This is a genomic window from Alteromonas pelagimontana, from assembly GCF_002499975.2.
In the GTDB taxonomy this organism is placed as follows: Bacteria; Pseudomonadota; Gammaproteobacteria; order Enterobacterales; family Alteromonadaceae; genus Alteromonas; species Alteromonas pelagimontana.
Map to the genome: position 1 here is coordinate 3758931 of NZ_CP052766.1, position 20494 is coordinate 3779424.

General features: G+C 45.8%; 17 protein-coding genes and 1 tRNA gene. 6 read left to right on the plus strand and 12 right to left on the minus strand.

Annotated elements, in window-relative coordinates:
* Positions 1 to 15 precede the first annotated feature (15 nt).
* Positions 16 to 513, minus strand: a complete 498-nt coding sequence (locus CA267_RS16590; RefSeq protein WP_075609750.1) for a peptidylprolyl isomerase — start codon at positions 511 to 513, stop codon at positions 16 to 18.
* Positions 514 to 675: 162 nt separating this feature from the next.
* On the opposite strand from CA267_RS16590, the gene cysS reads away from it, so the two are divergent.
* A complete protein-coding gene (gene cysS, locus CA267_RS16595; RefSeq protein ID WP_075609749.1) occupies positions 676 to 2052 on the plus strand; it encodes a cysteine--tRNA ligase in 1377 nt (458 codons plus the stop codon).
* Between the two features lie 236 nt (positions 2053 to 2288).
* On the opposite strand, the gene CA267_RS16600 is transcribed toward cysS, so the two are convergent.
* The 3 genes from CA267_RS16600 to gloB form a co-directional block, all read right to left on the minus strand.
* Positions 2289 to 3350, minus strand: a complete 1062-nt coding sequence (locus tag CA267_RS16600; RefSeq protein ID WP_075609748.1) for a hypothetical protein — start codon at positions 3348 to 3350, stop codon at positions 2289 to 2291.
* 5 nt (positions 3351 to 3355) lie between these two features.
* The gene (locus tag CA267_RS16605; protein WP_170669081.1) at positions 3356 to 5059 is read right to left on the minus strand and encodes a LysM peptidoglycan-binding domain-containing protein; all 1704 of its coding nucleotides are present in this window, start codon (positions 5057 to 5059) and stop codon (positions 3356 to 3358) included.
* A gap of 66 nt (positions 5060 to 5125) precedes the next feature.
* Positions 5126 to 5923: a hydroxyacylglutathione hydrolase gene (gene gloB / locus CA267_RS16610; protein ID WP_075609746.1), complete on the minus strand. Its 798-nt coding sequence runs from the start codon at positions 5921 to 5923 to the stop codon at positions 5126 to 5128.
* A gap of 87 nt (positions 5924 to 6010) precedes the next feature.
* Here gloB and CA267_RS16615 point away from each other — a divergent pair, with 87 nt between their 5' ends.
* Positions 6011 to 6772 carry a methyltransferase domain-containing protein gene (locus CA267_RS16615; RefSeq protein ID WP_075609745.1) on the plus strand — a complete coding sequence of 254 codons (762 nt, stop codon included), beginning with the start codon at positions 6011 to 6013 and terminating at the stop codon, positions 6770 to 6772.
* A 48-nt stretch (positions 6773 to 6820) separates the two neighbouring features.
* Here the strand turns inward: CA267_RS16615 and metG are convergent, their stop codons facing one another.
* The gene (gene metG / locus CA267_RS16620) at positions 6821 to 8887 is read right to left on the minus strand and encodes a methionine--tRNA ligase (RefSeq protein ID WP_075610099.1); all 2067 of its coding nucleotides are present in this window, start codon (positions 8885 to 8887) and stop codon (positions 6821 to 6823) included.
* Positions 8888 to 8994: 107 nt separating this feature from the next.
* On the opposite strand from metG, the gene apbC reads away from it, so the two are divergent.
* The 3 genes from apbC (at position 8995) to CA267_RS16635 (ending at position 11306) form a co-directional block, all read left to right on the plus strand.
* A complete protein-coding gene (gene apbC, locus CA267_RS16625; RefSeq protein ID WP_075609744.1) occupies positions 8995 to 10080 on the plus strand; it encodes an iron-sulfur cluster carrier protein ApbC in 1086 nt (361 codons plus the stop codon).
* A gap of 73 nt (positions 10081 to 10153) precedes the next feature.
* Positions 10154 to 10750: a dCTP deaminase gene (gene dcd / locus CA267_RS16630; protein WP_075609743.1), complete on the plus strand. Its 597-nt coding sequence runs from the start codon at positions 10154 to 10156 to the stop codon at positions 10748 to 10750.
* Positions 10751 to 11229: 479 nt separating this feature from the next.
* Positions 11230 to 11306, plus strand: a tRNA-Pro gene (locus tag CA267_RS16635).
* A 184-nt stretch (positions 11307 to 11490) separates the two neighbouring features.
* Here CA267_RS16635 and CA267_RS16640 read toward each other — a convergent pair.
* The 6 genes from CA267_RS16640 to CA267_RS16665 form a co-directional block, all read right to left on the minus strand.
* Positions 11491 to 11769, minus strand: coding sequence for a hypothetical protein (locus tag CA267_RS16640; RefSeq protein ID WP_075609742.1), 279 nt, complete (start codon positions 11767 to 11769; stop codon positions 11491 to 11493).
* A 282-nt stretch (positions 11770 to 12051) separates the two neighbouring features.
* On the minus strand, positions 12052 to 14280 hold the full coding sequence (locus CA267_RS16645) for an AAA family ATPase (protein ID WP_075609741.1): 2229 nt from the start codon (positions 14278 to 14280) through the stop codon (positions 12052 to 12054).
* 3 nt (positions 14281 to 14283) lie between these two features.
* Positions 14284 to 14550, minus strand: coding sequence for a helix-turn-helix domain-containing protein (locus CA267_RS16650; protein ID WP_075609740.1), 267 nt, complete (start codon positions 14548 to 14550; stop codon positions 14284 to 14286).
* Between the two features lie 2 nt (positions 14551 to 14552).
* Entirely contained in the window at positions 14553 to 14738 is a 186-nt protein-coding gene (locus CA267_RS16655) for a helix-turn-helix transcriptional regulator (protein WP_075609739.1), read from the minus strand.
* Between the two features lie 91 nt (positions 14739 to 14829).
* Positions 14830 to 15684: a hypothetical protein gene (locus CA267_RS16660; RefSeq protein WP_075609738.1), complete on the minus strand. Its 855-nt coding sequence runs from the start codon at positions 15682 to 15684 to the stop codon at positions 14830 to 14832.
* Positions 15681 to 17066 carry an integrase family protein gene (locus CA267_RS16665; protein WP_083638486.1) on the minus strand — a complete coding sequence of 462 codons (1386 nt, stop codon included), beginning with the start codon at positions 17064 to 17066 and terminating at the stop codon, positions 15681 to 15683. Before CA267_RS16665 ends, CA267_RS16660 begins: the two co-directional genes overlap by 4 nt.
* A 638-nt stretch (positions 17067 to 17704) precedes the next feature.
* Between CA267_RS16665 and CA267_RS16670 the strand changes: the two genes are divergently transcribed.
* Positions 17705 to 18340: a DUF4760 domain-containing protein gene (locus tag CA267_RS16670; protein WP_075609737.1), complete on the plus strand. Its 636-nt coding sequence runs from the start codon at positions 17705 to 17707 to the stop codon at positions 18338 to 18340.
* Between the two features lie 80 nt (positions 18341 to 18420).
* Here the strand turns inward: CA267_RS16670 and CA267_RS16675 are convergent, their stop codons facing one another.
* On the minus strand, positions 18421 to 20430 hold the full coding sequence (locus CA267_RS16675; RefSeq protein WP_075609736.1) for a pectate lyase family protein: 2010 nt from the start codon (positions 20428 to 20430) through the stop codon (positions 18421 to 18423).
* Between the last annotated feature and the right edge of the window lie 64 nt (positions 20431 to 20494).

Consider the following 20494-nt stretch of genomic DNA (forward strand, 5'->3'; position numbering starts at 1 on the left):
ATATATGACGACCAATTACGCTTCGGTAATCACAGCTTTTTCAATGATAACAGGCTCCACCGGAACATCCTGATGAAAGCCGCTGGTGCCGGTTTTTACGTTCTTGATTTTTTCTACTACGTCCATACCCTCGGTCACTTTACCGAACGCACAATATCCCCAGCCGTTTACAGACTCGCTGGTGAAATTTAGAAAGTCGTTGTCTTTAATATTTATAAAGAACTGCGCAGTAGCAGAGTGCGGATCGTTGGTACGCGCCATGGCGATAGTACCTGCTTCATTCGCTACACCGTTATTTGCTTCGTTGGCAATAGGTGCATCGTTAGTTTTTTGTTCCATATCAGCGGTAAAACCGCCGCCTTGAATCATAAAGCCATCAATGACCCGGTGGAAAATAGTGTTGTCATAGAACCCTTTTTTTACGTAGTTCAAAAAGTTTTCGACAGTGTTCGGCGCTTTGTCAGCAAAAAGAGTTAACGTGATGTCACCATAATTGGTTTTGAGGGTTACCATGATATTTTCCTTATTAATGGGATAAGTTACCTAACGGCTAATGGTAGCTCATTTCAATATTGAGTTAAATTAGCCCAAGGCATAAATCGCTATAAAGACCTGTGACTGGCGCTTTTACAGTGCTAAAATCCGTCCCCACTTTTATCTTAAGGAATAACGCCAATGCTACACCTTTACAATACCCGAACCCGAGAAAAAGCGAAATTTGTACCGCTGGAAGAAGGGAAGGTGGGCTTGTATGTGTGTGGAATTACCGTTTATGACTTAAGTCACATGGGTCATGCGAGAACCTACCTCAGTTTTGATGTACTGGTTCGTTACCTTAAACATCTGGGGTACGATGTGAATTACGTTCGCAATATTACCGATGTGGATGACAAAATCATCGCCCGTGCAAAAGAGAATAACGAGACCATGGCGCAACTTACCACACGCACCATTGGAATGATGCACGAAGACTTTGCTGCAATTGGGCTGTTGGAACCTGATATTGAGCCCAGAGTTACTACTCACATAGATGAAATCATTGATGTGATATCCAAGCTAATCGACAAAAAATTCGCGTATCAGGCCAGCAGCGGTGATGTGTTGTTTGATGTGAGTACTTATGAAGACTATGGCAAATTGAGCAAACAGGATTTGTCGCAACTTAATGCAGGTGCTCGCGTAGACGTTGCCGGTGGCAAAGAAGATCCTTTGGATTTTGTGCTGTGGAAAACCGCTAAACCCGGTGAACCTGCTTGGACATCTCCATGGGGAGAAGGGCGTCCGGGATGGCACATTGAATGTTCTGCCATGAATCATAAACATCTTGGTGCGCATTTTGATATCCATGGCGGCGGTTCCGATTTAATATTTCCGCACCACGAAAACGAAATTGCGCAGTCGTGCTGCGCCTACGACACGCCATATGTAAACGTGTGGATGCATACCGGCATGGTGCAGGTTAACGACGAAAAAATGTCTAAATCTCTGGGTAACTTTTTTACCTTGCGGGATGTATTAAAAGAACACGATCCTGAAGTATTGCGATTTTTTTTGATGTCTGCCCATTATCGCAGCCAGTTAAGTTATTCTTTAGATAATATTACGCAAGCGAAGTCGGCGTTGGAGCGTTTATATACTGCGCTTCGCGGCGTTACTGCCGACGATGAAGTAGACACTGCCTACGGTGGCTATTTAGCTCGTTTCGAATCGGCCATGAACGATGATTTAAATGTGCCTGAAGCGTATTCGGTACTATTTGACCTGGCGCGCGATTTAAACAAGCAGAAGACTGATACTGCCCAAGCGGGACGCCTGGCGGCTTTATTAAAGAAACTGGGAAACATTCTTGGTTTACTGCAACAAGATCCGGATATATTTTTGCAAGCCGGAGCTCACGACGAGGCTGCTGAAATCGAAGCACTTATCAAGCAACGAAATGATGCCCGGGCTGCGCGAGATTGGGCGACTGCTGACAGTGCACGTGATGCTTTAACAGCAAAAGGCGTAGTACTTGAAGATGGGCCAATGGGAACGACATGGCGGCGGCAGTAGCCAGGCTGTATCGGCCCAGCCAGCGCCAAGTGCGCTGGTAACACTTTGTAGCGCTGTGCAACTAAATGCTCCTCGGTGGCTGGATTCTACAATTGTGACTGGTGCATAAAAAGCGCAGAACCAGAACTAGGGCGGTGGCCTCATGTAATATGGGTAGTCTGGTGTAAGGTTAAGAACAATACCGGAGACATCAGGTTGCGGCAGGCTTCATGTATTGTACTTGTTACCATATATACTCACTTCGGGTCGCCCGGTTTGTGATACATCGGCTTATGAACATCAGAAACCGGTAACGTACTTTCTCTTTCCATTAGTTCCGATTTCCAGCGCTGCTGAGAAACGTGGGATTTCATCAATTCAAGACATTCGTTAATAATCTGCAGAACTTCTCTGTCCAGCTCATTAGCCGTAGGTTTATAATCCTTGAAGCCTGAGATAACGAAATGATCAATGCTTTTGGCATCTAAATCTGAAAGTAAGTTGATAAGTGAGGTGGTCACAATGTCTGTCACCGCAATTTCCAGAGTGCTTTCGATTGTGCGGCCGATAATCGGCAAATAATGGAGGGTAGAAACCTGAGCATTGTTCTTGACCGCTTTTCCTATGCTTTGACGAACATGCTGACGAATAACTTCGCCGTGATCGATGTCAGCAATGGATTCCCCAAAATGATTGAGGGCACCTGCAAGCCATTGGGTAAGCTCTGCCCGCCTTGGTGCTAATACTTGTCGATTGATATCTTCAACCAGTGGCGAACCAGCGGCTATATCTTTTTGCGCATCACACAACACTCTCACTACAATACGGTCGCTAAGCTCTTCCACAAAAACATCGTAATAAAAGGTGAAAAAGCGAAAAATGGCTGTGCGATTTAAATCGATGATCTTAAATTTGTGCAGGCGATGCAGAATAGAGAAAATACGTAGGAAACGAAAAATTCGCGTGGCGCCCAGCGGAATTAGCCCCACCAGATCATACCAATGTAAGAATGGAAAAAAGTACCAGCGCAAATGTTCTTTTTTGATCACCGAGACGCTCCAGCGAAAGCAAAATTCGGCAAAAAATATTGTGATAAAAACCAGGTCCACCAAAATAAAATTTTTATGAACAGGCTGATAAAGTGTGATGAGGGCAGGCCAGAACCTGTCCAGTTGTGAATGGATTACATCCGTAGCGTAAAGAGCGTCGAAAATAAGCCATGCCAGATTGACTATCAGCAGTACCAGCATGACCAAATCCAGGATCAACCAGGGAGTCTCGTGACTTGCGCGTAAATTCTCCCGGTTAATTCTTAGCATTGACGTTATCCTACGTTTTTAAGCCGCGTCACATCCACATAAAGGGTCAACTTCTGACCGGGCTGCAAATAGCGCTTATGGTTTAGGTCATTCCACTTGGCAATATCGCTGATTTTAAGGTTAAATTTATTGGCAATGCGAGAAAGCGAGTCGCCGGATTTTACTGTATAAGTGAGAGTACGCAGTATTGCATTTTGCTTTTGCGCTTCAGTCACCTGGTTTACCCAGATAACCAGCTTTTTACCGGGCAGTAATGGATCGGTAGGAGCCATGGCATTCCATTTTGCCAAATCTCGCATGTTCACTTTGTATTCGCGGCTGAGATCCCAAAAAGTATCGCCAGCAGCCACTTCGTGGATTAGCTGGTGAGCGGCACGCTCAGTATTTTGAATTGACGCAAGACGCTGATCCTGAGACAACGGGTAAGCATCCAGCGCTTTAAGCGCTACCGGCACCATGACGTAATCGCCAATTCGAATCACATTGGAATCGAGGTTGTTTACGCGTTTTATAATATCTGCAGTGGTATGATATTGCGCAGCAAGTTTCAGCAGTGAGTCGCCACTTTTGATCTTATGCCGTACCCAATTTAACCGTTCTTTACGATCTATTTTGGCAAGTGCCTGACGAAAAGCATCGGCTTTATCTGTGGGTAAAACCAACCGGTGAGGGCCATCGGGATCAGTTGCCCAGCGGTTAAATCCAGGATTAAGCGCGCTAAAGGCTTCTAATTTCATATCTGCCAAATCCGCCGCAAAAGCAAGGTCTACCTGAGAGCCAATATCTACTGCAACAATTACGGGAACATTTTCTACTTCTGGCCAGGTAAACTTATAATGCTTCTTTCTTTTCAGAATATCAGCCAATGCAAGTAGTTTGGGTACATAGGCGCGCGTTTCCCTTGGCAAATCCAGAGACCAGAAATCGGTGGGTTTTCCTATCGCTTTATTATGTTTGATAGCTCGCTGAACCCGACCTTCGCCACTATTGTACGCGGCAAGAGCATGTAACCAGTTGCCATCAAACATCTTATTTAAATATGTCAGGTAATCCAGCGCACCTTCAGTGGAGGCAATGACATCGCGCCGGCCGTCATACCACCAGGACTGTCGAATACCAAAACGTTTAGCGGTACTGGAAATAAACTGCCACATTCCGGCAGCCCGCCCAAACGAATAAGCGAACGGATCATAGGCACTTTCTACAATAGGAAGCAGCGCCAGTTCCAGGGGCATTTTGCGCTCTTCAAGAGTTTCAGTAATATAATAAAGAAAAGGCTTAGCACGATTGACCACCCTGGCCATATATTCAGGATGTTTTAAATACCAATTACGCTGTACGTGTACCCGCCGATCGTCGGGCATACTAAACTGAAGCTGATTACCGATGCGTACCCAGACATCATCAATCACTACCGGGGCTTCTTCAATGGCTTCGGGCTCCAATTCTACGTCGACATCTTCTTGAGGGTGTACCACCTCAATAACGCCATCTTTGGCTATTTCGCAGTCTTGTTTGTCTTCAATGGGGGTGCGACCAATTTCACACTTATCAGGCGAAGCGCCACTGTTGTTCTCATTTATGGTGTCTGATTGCTGGCTCTGCTGGGCAGCATCCACCGTGTCCTGCTGAGAATCATCCAGCGTCTGGCACCCGCTAAGTGTGAGCGACAACACAAGTGAAGATAAAATGGTCAACCGGCATTTCATTGCGCTAAAGCCCCGTTTTTAACTACGACAAACTTGGCATTGTACGTTTTCTAGCTGTGAAATCCATTAAAACTCATCTTTCCACTTGCGTAATGATGCAAAAATACTGACCTCATCATTAAGCGCTTGATTACTAAAAGAGTTAGCTGCTGCAACAACGTTAGGCTCATTTACGCGCAAAAAAGGATTCACTGCCTTTTGGGTTTTTATATCCGAAGGGATGGTTGGTTTATCGTCTTTTCGCTGATTTTCTACCCCAAGCGCATAATCTTGTAGTTCCTGGTTTTCTGGTTCTACAGCCTTGGCAAAACGAATATTAGACTGGGTATACTCGTGAGCGCAATAAACCAGTGTATCATCGGGTAAGCGCTGGAGCTTGTTTAATGAATGAAGCATTTGTGCGGCAGAGCCTTCAAATAACCGCCCACATCCTGCGGCAAACAACGTATCACCGCAAAAAACCAGCCCCTGGCCAGCGAAAGCTAGGTGATCCAAAGTGTGCCCTGGAACCTCAATAACCGAAAATTCACATTTTAAATCCGCTAAAGAAACCGTGTCACCTTGAACGACTGATTGGGTAACACCGCGAATATGTCCGCCACGAGGCCCAATGACCGGAATATCCGGGCGCGTGGAAATGAGCTTTTCGATGCCCCCGGTATGATCATGGTGGTGATGCGTGATGAGAATCGCAGATAAGGTCAGGCTGTTTTCTCTGCAAAACGTGAGCACAGGCTGCGCCTCGCCGGGGTCGACCACAACAACATGGGTATTATTGTGTAAACACCAGATGTAGTTGTCGGAAAAAGCGCGGACAGGCGAGACGGTCACACCGTCAGGTAGTTTTCCTTGAGCAACGGTCATAGCGTACCTGCTTGTGAAAAGTAATGAATAGGATACTATAGGAACTTGATAGCGTCTGCGCAACCAAATGGATCAGCCTGAAAATCAATGAGATCGGCCTTTCACCATACAGAGCCTCGTTACCCTACCGACTGGACTGAGCTTCCCGCCGGGGAGGTTATCCAGCAAGCTGTGCAGGAGGTGTGTAATAGTTATAGCCAGCGTATTTTTGGTTATCATTTCGTAAAACTGGGAAATCTTAGCGCACAAATTCAGCTGGCAAGATGTCCTGTTTCGCATCAGATTAATCAAACCCGGGTTCTGGGCGATCAAACGGGCCTGCAGGGAAAGTCTCACGAACTGCCTTACATCGAGAACAGTATCGATGGTTTTTTGCTCGCCAACGAACTGGATTTTGCGCAGGATCCGCATCAGATATTACGTGAAGTAGACCGTTGCATTACTCACAGCGGCTACGTGATGATAAGCGGCTTCAATCCTTTTAGTCTTACCGGAATCGGGAAGTTTTTACCGATAAATCGCGGTAACATTCTGCATGACGCCAGATTTTTTACCAGCTCGCGCATACGGGATTGGCTACAACTCCTGGGCTTTGAGATTGTTGAGCAGCGTCAGGTACTTTTTTCCATGCTATTTTTCAAATACCGTAAAAAAGAGTTATCGGCCTTTCAGCAGTGGCTTTGTAAATACTGCCCCTGGTGCAGCTCGGTGTATGTTATTTTGGCCCGCAAACGCGTGTGGCCGATGACGACAGTTCGTCCTAAATGGAAACTTCAGCCGCAGTTTAGCCCTCTAGGTGCGAGTATGCGCCTAAAAGCAGGTGAGGCAATACACAAAAAAGAGCAGTAACCTCAGGTAGCGTATTGCGCACCACTATGCGCAATACACGGCCAAAAACTATTTCACTCGCATACCCGGTTTGGCACCCTCATGAGGTTCCAAAATGTATAAATCTTTTCCGCCGGGACCAGCCGCAAGCACCATTCCTTCAGACAATCCAAAACGCATCTTGCGCGGCGCCAGATTAGCCACCATTACAGTGTGTTTGCCAATGAGCGTTTCAGGCGCATAAGCAGATTTAATGCCGGCGAAAACCTGACGAGTTTCGCCGCCCAGATCCAGCTCAAGGCGTAGTAGTTTATCTGCACCTTCCACATGTTCCGCATTAGCAATACGGGCAATTCGCAGGTCTACTTTAGCGAAGTCATCAAAGCTGATAGTGTCGCTGACAGGGTCTTTCGCCAGCGGACTTTCCGCGGAGATTTTCGGTGTGCTGGTAGCAGCAAGATTCTCTTTGGATGCATCAACCATTGCGTCTATTTTCTCCATTTCCACTCTTTGCATCATTGGCTTAAATTTATTAATTGCGTGACCGGTAAGCGTAGCTTGCGCGCCTTCCCAACTTAGCGTGTCATTTAAAAAGGCTTCGGTTTTCTCTGCTAACACCGGCAGTACCGGTTGCAAATATGTCACCAGAATTCGAAACATATTAATACCCAGTGAACAAACATCATGAGTAAATTGCTGTTTCGATTCGTCCTTAATGGTTACCCAAGGCGCATTGGTATCAATAAACTGATTGGCCTTATCGGCCAGCGACATAATTTCGCGCACAGCTTGATGATACTTGCGGCTTTCGTAGAAGTTAGCGATGGTTTCTGACGCGCCGTGGAACTGAGCAAGCAGTTCAGGCTCAAGTACATTATCTGACAACTTACCGTCAAAGCGTTTGGTGATGAAGCTGGCACAGCGACTGGCAATGTTTACCACTTTGCCAACCAAATCAGAATTTACTTTCTGAGCGAAGTCAGCAAAATTAAGATCAATGTCTGTGACATTATCGCCTAGTTTGGAAGCAAAATAGTAGCGCAGATATTCCGGGTCAAGATGATCCAGAAACGTACGGCCTTTAATGAAAGTGCCGCGAGACTTCGACATTTTGGCCCCGTTTACGGTCACAAAACCGTGGATATTCACACCTGTAGGTTTACGATAACCAGCACCTTCCAACATTGCTGGCCAAAACAAACAGTGGAAGTAGGTAATATCTTTACCGATGAAATGATAAAGCTCTGTATCAGTATCTTTTTCCCAGAAGCTATCGTAATCGACATCATTCTTATCACAAAAGTTCTTGAAGCTAGCCATGTACCCAACCGGTGCATCTACCCACACATAGAAGAACTTGTTGGGCGCGCCCGGAATTTCGAAACCAAAATAAGGCGCATCGCGGCTGATATCCCATTGCTGCAGGCCGTCTTCAAACCATTCCTGCAGTTTGTTCGCCATTTCATCCTGCAAGGCACCAGAACGAATCCAGGTTTTTAACATGCCTTCAAACTGCGGCAAATCGAAGAAAAAGTGCTCAGACTCTTTTAAGACAGGTGTCGCACCCGATACTACGCTGCGAGGATTCTTTAGCTCAGTAGGGCTATAAGTTGCGCCGCAAACATCACAGCTATCGCCGTTTTGATCTTCAGCGCTACAGCTAGGGCATGTGCCTTTTACAAATCGGTCTGGCAAAAACATTTGCTTTTGCGGATCGTAAAGCTGATTGATGGTGCGCTTGCTAATGTAGCCCGCTTCATCAAGACGATGATAAATCGTTTCGCACAGCGCCTTGTTTTCTGGCGAGTGAGTCACATAATAGTTGTCATAGTTCACATAAAAGTCTTGCAGATCCTGATGATGTTCGGCGCGGGTTTGCTCGACCATTTCTTCTGGTGTAATGCCGAGCTCCTGGGCTTTGAGCATAACGGGTGTGCCGTGGGCATCATCGGCACAGACGCTGTAGCATTCGTGGCCTCTTAGACGTTGAAAGCGAGCCCAGATATCGGTCTGGATATGCTCCAGCAAATGGCCAAGGTGAATAGAACCGTTTGCATAGGGCAGGGCACTGGTAACCAGTATACGGCGCTTAGTGGTCGATGCCGGTGCGGCAGAAGACGAGAGGTGTTCTGACATAATGACTTTTATGATCTCAAGCGTTTCAAAATGGCTGCAAATACTATCGGAATTGCGCCATTTTTGCATTACGTAATTCACGTAATCCGGTAAATTAAAGGTAACCTATGTTTTTCTCTCGCAAACCAGATAAGACAGTCGAGCATTTAGCCGGCTTAGTGGCTAAGTATTATTCATTGCCCATAGAAGAAACCCGCCCTTGGTGCCGACAGGATAACGATAAGCTGGTCGTCACCTTACCCTTTTGTGCTGCCACTCAACACCAAAGATTGCGTCAGCATATCGAAGACAGTCTGCAGGCAAAGGAAATACATGCTGCAGTTGAGGTTACCCAACAAATTCCCAGCGCGCAGACAAAACTTCCTGGAGTGACTAACATTCGCAATATTGTTGCTATTGCTTCGGGCAAAGGCGGGGTGGGTAAATCTACTACCAGTATCAATCTCGCCTTTGCGCTGCAGCAGGAGGGCGCAAGAGTCGGGGTTTTAGATGCCGATATTTACGGCCCTTCTATTCCGATTATGTTGGGTAACACCAGTGCTCGCCCAGCCAGTGTTGATGGTAAGCACATGCAACCCATAGAAGTTGGAGGCTTGGTCGCAAATTCTATTGGCTATCTTGTGCCCGAAGAAGATGCTGCCGTGTGGCGTGGGCCGATGGCCAGCCGCGCGTTAAAACAATTAATTGATGAAACTCACTGGCCGGTATTGGATTATCTGATAGTCGATATGCCACCCGGAACCGGCGATATTCAACTGACGATGGCGCAACAGGTGCCTTTGTCTGGAGCGGTTATTGTTACCACTCCTCAGGATCTGGCGTTGGCGGACGCGCAAAAAGGCATCGCCATGTTGAACAAAGTGAATGTACCTGTACTGGGGCTTATAGAAAATATGAGCTACTACCAGTGTCGCAGCTGTGGCGCCAAAGAATACGTGTTTTCCCACGGCGGTGGAACAAAATTGGCAGAGCGTTATGATTTACCGTTGCTAGGGGCTATGCCTCTTGATATGCAGATTCGGGAGCACGCCGATAGCGGGGCACCTCTGGTTTCCGCTGAGCCTGACAGCCCATTAGCTGAGGCTTATCGAGAAGCTGCAAGGGCACTATCAATGACAATGTCGCTTACTCTGAGCGCACGAACTGATGAAACTAACATAAAAGGCGATCCTATCGGGGTAAGGTTTCAGTAACAGGCAACTAGCTTGTTGATTAGCACTGGCTACGTACGCATAATGAGCGCCCAAAAAGAAGTAGGAAAATCCTATGCGATTGTGTGACCGAGATATTTTTCAATATCTACAGGAAGGCAAAATTAAAATCGATCCCACGCCCGATTACAGTGAAATCAGCGGCGTGACCGTGGATATTCGGCTGGGAAATAAATTTCGCGTATTTGAAGATCATCAGGCGCCGTTTATCGATTTAAGTGGACCGAAAGCGCAGGTTCAGGAAGCGTTAAACTCAGTCATGAGTGATGAAATTGAGCTGGCCGACGGCAAGGCATTCTTCCTTCATCCAGGGGAACTGGCGCTGGCTGTGACTTATGAGTCAGTAACGTTACCCGATAACATTGTCGGCTGGCTGGACGGGCGTTCCTCATTGGCGCGACTGGGATTAATGGTGCATGTGACAGCCCACCGCATCGATCCAGGCTGGTCAGGAAATATTGTGCTGGAGTTCTTTAATAGTGGCAAGTTGCCGCTGGCGCTGCGCCCAATGATGAAGATCGGGGCGTTAAGTTTTGAAGTGTTGTCGCAATCTGCTGAAAAACCCTACAGCGCCAGGTTAGACGCAAAATATAAAGGGCAACATGGCGCCGACGCCAGCAGAATTAGCTCTGACGGTAAAGACGAGAAGTAGGGCGTGTTAATCTTTGCTGTCCGAAGTTTGTTCAAAACAAACCTGTTTTGATTGCGACGCGAGCTATGAAGCCCGTACTCGGTAAAAAAGGCAACTTAAGTAAGTAACGAGCAACAAAGAGCAAGACAGGTTTATGAAGAACCCTGAAAAAAATGAACAGAAAAAGTCAACACGCCCTTAATAGCCAAAGCTTGAATATGCTGTTCCTTGCCGGACAGAAGCGAAAAATCTTCGCCGCGAGTAACTGCGAGCTGTTATAGCTAACGATGTTTAACGAAGACGTGCGCCGTACGTAAGTGCCATCTATTACTACTTTCACACGGGTGGGGAAGCAAGTGTAGCTGGATACCTACGATAATTTTTATATTTGTTAGCAGGCTGTTGAAGTTATTGTGCATTTTACCGGCAAACGGCAGTTAAAATGGATTTTTTGCGTTGCAATAGTCAAAAAAATGAGTACACTTGTCCGCTCTTTCGGTCGGTGTGTGGCGCAGCTTGGTAGCGCACTGTCATGGGGTGTCAGGGGTCGGAGGTTCAAATCCTCTCACACCGACCAACTTTTCGAGTAAAAACAAGGCGTTGAGCGTTTGCTTGAGGCCTTTTTTTATGTCTGGATGTTGAGTTCGTTTAGAGAGGGGCTGATTAGGGGCTACTCTGCAAATATAATGTCTGTTTTCTGCGCTTCCCTTAATGTGTAAGAAAATACCCTTTTTTTATTAGCACTGAAAATTCAACAAACCTTATTCCAGCTTCTTAGGTAGTCCCATCATATCTTCTTTAACACCGCTTAAGCCTGCATAGCCTAGCCGTTGTAAAAATCTCAGTAGCCGCTTGGGTGTCCACTCATTACACCATGTTGTTTTAATTTGCTGATCGTTCAGTATGGCGACTACATTTTTGTACCTCGGTGCCAAGGGGCGTCTATAGCTCGGTAGTCCATGCAGATTATGACTCTGTATAATCGTTTTCACTGCTTCTAGTGTGTTGTTTCGTTGGTCAGTTAATTTGGTAGGTTTCATGATTGGCGCTCCTGAATGGATGTTAGCCTCGCTTTATATTTTGGTTCTACCCCAGTATTTGAAAAGTACAGAATATTTAATATTTTTGAGAAATTAGAATAATTAGGAAAATTAGAGTAATTAAGCGCTGGTGGGGGCTGCAGCCTAATTCAAAAACCAAGCGTGGCTAATTAATAGCCACTTCTTGTCCCCATGCTTTACCCCTTAATTCTAATTTCTTAAATTTTCTAATTTTCCAGAGTCTGCGAAGCTGGCTTAAATATCACTGACAAACTTGTTAAATTAGTCGCCGTTACTGAGCTTGTCATAAAGACCAAATGTTTGATCTGTGCAGTGAAGCGCCCTGAAAAAGAAGCTGTGTTTCTCGCCTTTGCGTCTCGTCCAGCGATGGCCTTTGCTCCAGTCTTTGCCTGTGTGAGCGTTTAGTGTTTTACTTACTCGCTCTTTAGAAATTCCGGATAGCTTGTTCGCTTCTTCTATTAGGTCGGTTTTCTTCATCTCGCCACCGGCTAAGGCTTCCTGTATGGCTTCAATGATTAGAGCGTTCTTCTCAAGCTGATCCATAATCCCGCGCTGCTGTTTTGCTTCCTCTGCGTCTGCAGTGCTTACCTTGTGAACGGAATTGAGTAAAGCGAGGTAACCGCCAGTTGCCCCTGTAATATCGTTAGCGTAGCTATAGGCCACCTCTTGCTCAACGTCGCCTCGGCTTTTGATATTCTCAAACAGAACGGTTTTACTTAGCTCGTTACTCTCTGTCACATCTATCGTATAGGCACAATCTACATCGTCCACAATGTCGCTCGTTCCCGAAAACACTACTTTACCCTCTAAATCTCTGTTCTTGTTGGTGTGTGCCAGCAATATCATAGTGCCGCCTTTACTCACAAACCCGCGCATATACTTTCCAAAATCGCTGGCCATTTTCTTGTCCATGATATTTGTGAACTTCTTTAAGGTGTCGAGAATAATCACCTTGCCTTTGCAGTCGTCCGCTTTAATCATTGCCGCGATATATGACGCAAAGTCGTTTATGCGGAAATCCTTGAAGCTTGGCCCAATCAAATAAAAACCGTGTTGTTCAGCTATCTCCAACTTGGTCACTAGGCCTTTGAGATCATCATCGGCATTAATATAAAAAACGTCTGAACCGTCAACCTCGCCGCGCTTTATACCGTCACAAATTAGGTGCAAGGTCAGTAAGGTTTTACCACTGTTTGGCTTGGCGTAAAAGACGGTGGCTTGCCCTAGTATTGCCAGTCCATCAAGTACATATCTATCATCGAGCATCTGCGCTTTCATAGTGGCTGAACTCCCATTGAGTGCAAATTTGGTAAAGTCGAATGTAGGCTTTGGCGGCTGTTTTAACTGGCTAGGTGGAGCTTCATTGTCGAATATCACTGTTACCGCCTCTAGTGCTTCTGGGGTCGCGCTCTGGGCTTCCATGTAGTCGCGCTGGTTACGCTTGGAGATACTTACACCGTTTTCGTCCGTGAACATAACGCCAGCGGCTTTAAGGGCTGCTGTTTCATCGTTACCATGCTCAAAGAATTTAAATAAATCCCATGCGTCTATGAGGCGTTTACCTTGTGGGGTACGTTTGCCTAGTCCAGCTTCATCATCGCTCCCGTGATGGCTTAGTAAAGCGCCGTCTGGCTTGATGACGATCTGGGCGTTACCACTCTCAGATAACGGGGAAACTGCTCGTTCGCCTCTGACCTTGCCGCCGTATAGTTCCAGTAAATCAAGGGGGCTATAGGCCGCTTTGTAAGCATCTATAGGACTTTTGCCGCTGCTTGACATACGTTCGTATGCCTTACGCTTACTTTGCTCTAGCCGCTCTTTACGGGTGTACTCTGCAGCTTCCAGCGTTTGCATCTCAGCGTGAAACTCATCGCCCCAGCTATCCACCGATAACAGGCCGGTAAAGAAGTTATCCATGAAGTCGTAAAACTCGCCTTTGTTCGGTAAGTAGCAGATCTGGTTTGCGGTTTCGGTTTTGCGGTCTGGTATAACACCAGCGGCTTCTAGTTTGTCATTGAGTATCTTTTGCATGATCTCAAAGTCGCGACCGTTTACCGAATGGGCTAATGGAACAATTAAACGGCTTTTCTGTTTGGCTTCAGTAGCGCTTCGACTGGTGTACGCTATTAGGTCAACGCTTAATGCACCATAAGCGAGGCTAAACATATCCGTAAAGGTCTTGTCGCCTGTATCATCAATGTCAGCCCACAGAGCGTAAAACGCACCGGTGTTGCGCTGTTCAATAACATCCCGACTCGCTAAGTCTGAGAATATAGCCCACTGGCCATGCTCTTTAGCCCTGCTTGGTGGTCGTGCGAGCATATCGACTATTTGTTGAAGTGTGATCGCTTTATAAGCCTTTGGCTCTAGCTTATTCTTGGTGCTATGAAACTGGCCAAAACCTGAGCAAAGCGGTATATTAAACGTGCTTGTGTTTATATTGTTTTGCATAGCCTCAGTAACCGCTGGGGCTTTCTTTTGTTCGATCATAAATTACCCCCCGCAGTTTTCGTTTTTCATTAAGTGATAGCGGGCTACTCGTGGATGTAAGCGTCCGTGATTATCAGCAACGGTTACTCTTTCGGTTAGTATTTCGTGCCCGTAGTTGTGTCTAAGCTCATAAATTCTTGGGGCTGGCGCGATAATGTTTAGCTCATTACGACAATCTACCGTAGTAAGGGAACGCTCTCTAAGCGCTTCTAATAGCCGCTGGCGCTGCGCTACTAAGCTGGTGCTGTGTATATTGTTTTGCTTTTTCATGATCACACCTCCCGATCTTTTAGCCATGCTTCAAGGTCAGTTTTGCGGAAATAGCAAAGCCGCTCTCCAGCTTTAATTTTTCGTGGGAAGTTTGGGTCACGCTCGGACAAGCGGTGAAGTGTAACGCGGTGCATGTTCAGATACGCTGCCGCTTGGCTAGGTCTGAGTAGGTCTGTCTGCTGGTTCATAATGAAGCCCCTGTTTGCAGTTAGTTGCTAGAGGCTTCTATTAAATTGTGGAGGTGGAATTAGCCGCGGCTACCTGTATAGTTTTTTTAACTTATTTTCTCAAGCCTTTTAGATAAGCTTCATATCTAATTTTAACCGGTCCGCTTTTCCCATAAAACTCAACGCGCCAAGTTCTCACGTTTGCGCTATTCGGATAAAATGACTTAACATCATCAAACGGTTTTGCCCCATTTTCATCTGTAGCATTGTGCAAATCTTCAATAAAAATCGGCCATAGGTCTTTTGGTGTTTCTCCTGCTTTTTTCCGCTTGGCTAGCTTTCTATAGATTTTTCCTAATTCTGGCTTTCGTTCTTTTTCTGCCTTGCTTTTGTTTTTGTTCTGATAACTTTGTCCATTGTGCCAAGAGTGTTCCATCTTAATTACGTTCAATACAACGGCGATCGGCATTGCCCGACCTATATGGATCGCGGCCATTTCGAAGTTCTCGTTTTTCACATTTGATTCTGCACAAGAAATTTCAAATAGTCCGTCTGCTGCAAGGCAAACTCCTCGCTGCTCTTGTTCATTTAGTTTCTTTTCGATAGCTAGTTCTAAAAGCCGCGTTTTGAACGGAACGCGTTGTTTTTGATCTGAGCCTAACAAGTGAGGTGTAAACTCACTAGGCAAGTTTCGTTCAGCGAGATAATCGCTAAACAGCATTGCTGCAAGGTCCGGCAACATCAACTCAAGATCCCAGTCTCTCGTTTTCTCCGCATTGACTGGCTTTATTCCACGTTCCCCCTTTCGCTTTATAGCATCACGCGCCCACGACATGGTTTTCTCTGCCTCTTCGCGGTTAGGCGGTATTGCCTTAGGATCGCCGATTGTATCAACGTCCTTAAGATGTGTTACTAAGCCGTCATACTTTTTTCGACTCCCCATTTTATATTTTATTTTTTTCATCATTCACCCCCTACAGCTTTAGCCCAGCTTTGTGCGGCCACACTTGCTAGCTCGTTCATATCTTCGTTATCAGTGTGAAAGTAGTGCTTTATTATCATGGTTTCGTCAGCATGCCCCACCAGCTTGGCTATTCTCAGCGGCCTGTAGTTCTGTTTAACGAGTGTTGAAATGAAGTTGTGACGGAAAGCGTAGAAGTCTAAGTCTTTCGGTAGTTTTCCCAAATCTTTAACGTGCTTCCAATGCTTTAAATAGGCTTTGCGCTCTATCTGATTACCTGTGCGTTCAGACTTAAATATAAAACCGCTGGTGGGGTTTCCGTGATGCTCTTGCCACTGACTGAGTATCTCTTTTAGTTCGCCTGACACTGGAAACTTTACTTCTATAGGTTCTATGCCCTTGTCTTCGGTTTTAGGCGGGGTAAAGGTCAGTACAGTTTCACCGTTAAAGCGGTTATAGGATAGCTGCTCCCAGCGAAGCGATCTAATATCACTAGGGCGCATACCTGTTAAGCGGGCAATATGAGCAAACGGTAAAAACCAATGCGGGAAAGGAACAAGGTCTAAATCAGGTAGAAACGGTTTACCATGTTTGCGGCTGCTACGGCGTTGCGCTCTAATCTTTTCAGCATAGGCCGTTAAACCTTGCATGATACCGGTTCTAATTTCAGGCGTGAATATGTCGCGTTTCGCCTGCAGTTGCTCTTTCTGGCGCTTTAATTGTTCTCGCTCTTGAACATTTGGGCGTGGTAAAGAATAGTCCCTAAGAGGGTTAAACTGAATTACGGGGCTGTTGTTCTGATCGCCTTTCTTTGTGCCAGCTGCAAAGTTGAGCATTGCCTTAAATGCTCCTAGATAACCGATAATGCTTTGACGTTTTAGCCCAGCTGTAGAAGCACGACTATACCAAGCGTTTATATCGTGTGAGTTGATCTTGTCCATGTCACGCTCAAAGAGGAAAGAAAAGTTTTTTATCTTACTGGCGACTTCTTTGCCGCTTCGGTAATTGCTGATCAGATGTGGCTCGTAAACGTCAGTAAAGAAACGTCCTGTTACCTTGTACTGGTTTTGCTGTTGTTGCTGCTCTTGTACACGTTTCTGAGCGGCTAACGCCTCGCGCTTTGCCATTGGGTCTGCTTCGCCCTTGGTGATACCACTGCGCCATTCTATAGCGGTTTGAGCGGCCTCCTGAGGATGTAAGGCAGGATAGCCTCCAATAGTTACACGGCGTCTTTTCTTAGTTGCGTCTAAGTATTTCAAACGCCAGCTAACACCCTTTGCGTTTTTCCTAAGATGAAAGCCTGTGATGTTTGAGCAATAAAGCTCTTTATTTGGCGCTGCGGTATCAGCAAACTTTTTAGCTTGTGCGGTAGTGATTGACGTCTTCACTTTTAGCCCCTCTTGGAAGCCCCTTTTCAATAGGAGGGGCTAATTAGGGGCTATTGTACCGCAATAAAGGATTATTTCTAGTTACTTTCAGCTACAACAAAATGAAGAGAAATTATAGTGTAGGCCTTATTTGGATGGGGTTTGCTCCTTTATATTGCGGGCTGCAGCTTATCCCTCTGGAGTTCATGGGGTGTCAGGGGTCGGAGGTTCAAATCCTCTCACACCGACCAACTTTCCTATTTTCAATGACTTACCCCGCTCATTGATTGCTCGTAAAATGAGCGTCCCATAATTGTCACAATATTCAGTGCATTTACAATTGGATGTTGTTTCAAATTGCTTTCTGTAAAGGATTTCGGTACTATAATTAGCTTAATGGATCGCCTGCACAGTTAGTATAAAGTTTTAACTCTTTGATATTCTAGGCTTTTTGGGCTTTAGAGTGACGTGTTGGCCGTTTCAATTGATCTGTATTGACATTGTCAGTTTATAAAGACTATATTTGAAAATACACAGTGCTAAGTAGGGAGTGTCCTATGTATAGAGAAGAAGACTGGGGATTTGGCGCGGCGGCGTAATCAAAAATATTAATCGAGATTTTAAAAAGAGCCTGATGGCTCTTTTTTTGTGAGTGAGTTTTGAAAAAAAGAACTAAGCTAAATTACATTCTTGCGGCAACTATAATATTAGTCTCTTTGGGAGGTATATTTGTCATTCATCAGGTTGATGAAAAGCTCATATCTGCCATTGCCATTCTACTTTCAGCATCACTAGCTCTAACAGCGGCGCTTTTAAATCTAGCATACTCACGCCAGACCGCTAGAGAGGCAAACTCTTTGGATTTCCAAAAAAGGCTGCAAGATAATAAAGCATACTTAAAACACATTAGAAAGGTTGGGGAAGCCATAGCAAGAAGAAGTGAGCTTGACTTCGCCGAACTGGCGCAACCAGAACATCGAAGCAACGAATATGCAAAATCAATAAGGTATGTGCTGAATACGTGGGAACAGGCATCGAATGCAATACGACATGATTTATATGATGAGCTGTATTTGTATGAAGCTTATAAATCAATGGTGATAGATTTTGGCTTTTATTTTAGAGAGTTCATAATTTCATCACAAAAAAGGCAAGTGACATTCTATGAAAACTTTAGCTGGTTAGTTTTAAAGTGGGTAATTAGAAGAGATTCAATAAAAGAGAAGGAAAGAAAAGCTGAGTTGAGCAGGATTTTTAAAAAACTAAATAAACTAGCACAAAAAAATATCCACTGAACATTAAGCTCAATGGCTAAATTTCAGCCGACAATAAAAGCGAGCTTGGAACGCACGCCAAGCCCGCACCTTCCGTCCTATTACTGAGAAATCAGTTCAAACATTTGATTTTCTCTGCCTGCGGTACACGTCCATTGGATGAGGTTCGCGCCCTCAGTTGCCGATGCTCCTTCAATATCAAGACATAGCTCGCTATTGCGGTTAACCAGTCGCCATTTTCCGTTACCCGCACTTTGGAACCTAAACTGTTGGTTGTACCCGCCCCAGTATTCCCAAAGCATTACGTTGGCTCCGCTCGTCGTGCTGGATGAATCTACCTCTAGAGCCAGGTTAGGGGCATTAACGGGTGATACTCTGTGCCAAATATCATCAACAGGTGTAATAATGAATTGCTGGCACTCATTGTTGAGCCAACTCCACTGGCGAACATTTACGCCGTTTACTGATGCACAATTAGTCACATCCAACGTTTGGCCGCTGTGAACGGGGGCGATTCGGTACGTGCCGCTGACAATACTGTTGTGCTGGCTACTACTGTTACCATTAGAATTACCTGAACCTGTAGAAGATGCATACACTTCGAATTCAGCAATTTGTGGCGTACCTGTTGCCGCAGAAATGACAAAACTGAGTTTATTAAGTGTAACGGCATTGAAGGTAACTACGTCCGGCACGCTGTTGCCGGAAGCTAAAACTACGCCGGTATCGTAGTTAACAAGTGACCAGGCGGTAATTCTGCCTTCTGCGCCAGCCGATTCCACTATACGTGCAGCACTGACTTCCGAGCCCAGGTTCTTTACATTAATGGTACCTGTAGATCCTGACGGCGACCAAAATGTATCTACGTTGCCGTCGATTACGTTCCCATAGCTGGTTCCGCTTGCTTTTGAACTTCCATCTGCGCCGGCACCGATTGCCAGATTAGTACCTGAGTCGCCACCGCCGCCATTGTCACCACCTCCGTTATCGCCATCGCCGCCGTTGTCGCCATTTCCATTATCGCCACCGCCAGTCACCGAGCAACTACCGTCCGATTCAGCCATTTGCGTATCGGCGCCTGCAGTAGCAAGAATGAGTGCAGGAACGCAACTCGCATCATCAAGCTGATAGCTGTATGGAATACTAATTGATGTTGTTGAGCTGGGATTGGGACCCGCAGGGTGATTACCGCTGTCTTCCTCAGTCCAGACTACATTGGCTCCCCAAATATTTCCGTTAACTTCCCAGTACCCCATGTCGTCAGTGTAGAAGGTGCCAAGCGGGTTGTTCGCATTTTCAAAATAGTTGTGTTCAGCCTTAATCTGGCCGCCGATTCGAGGATTCATCCCTGAAGACTGGATGCCATTAAAATAGTTGTTGTAAGAATGGGCAGTGGCATGACGTAAAAGAGGCGTTCTGGAATTAATGTTTTGGTAATAATTATGATGGTAGGTAACCGGGCCGTTATTGTCATCGCTATCGCTTGAGCCAACTAAGCCGCCTCTGCCGGAGTTACGCAATATACTGTAGGAAAGGGTAACGTATTTCGACGTTCCTTTAAGATCGAAAAGTGCGTCATATCCTTCACTTTCGCCGCCACTGGCTTCCAGTGTGACGTGGTCTACCCAAACGTTGCTGACATTTGATTCCATGCCTATTGCATCTCCGCCGTTAGAGGTCGGCGAGCCGGATTTCTTGACGTTTCTTACGTGCACGTTTCGAATAATGATGTTACTCGCACTTCGAATGTGGATGCCTAGTTCATCGAAAAGAGCGCCGTTGCCCACGCCAATTAGCGTGACATTACTGATTTCTTTAAGCTCAATTTTATCAGCAGCCGTATTGCAGCTATCTCCTGAAACTTTGGTGGTATTTCCATGATTGATCGTACCTTCCACTTCAATAATGAGAGGAGTGTCACTTGATGCTCTGCTACAGAGCGCCTCATGAATCTGGGTTCCGGTTGTCGCATAGACAACATTACCGCCCGCACCTCCGGTCGTTCCCCCGTTTTGTGTATGGTAGCCATCGGCAAAGGCGTTAGCTGTAAAGCCAAGACTGGCAAAAATCATCGTAATTTTGGTAAGTTTCGCAGGTAAGTTGAATTTCATTTTATTGTCCTGAATGAGAATTTCCGACACTACGTTAACTGCAATTTCACAACGTCGGTTTGGT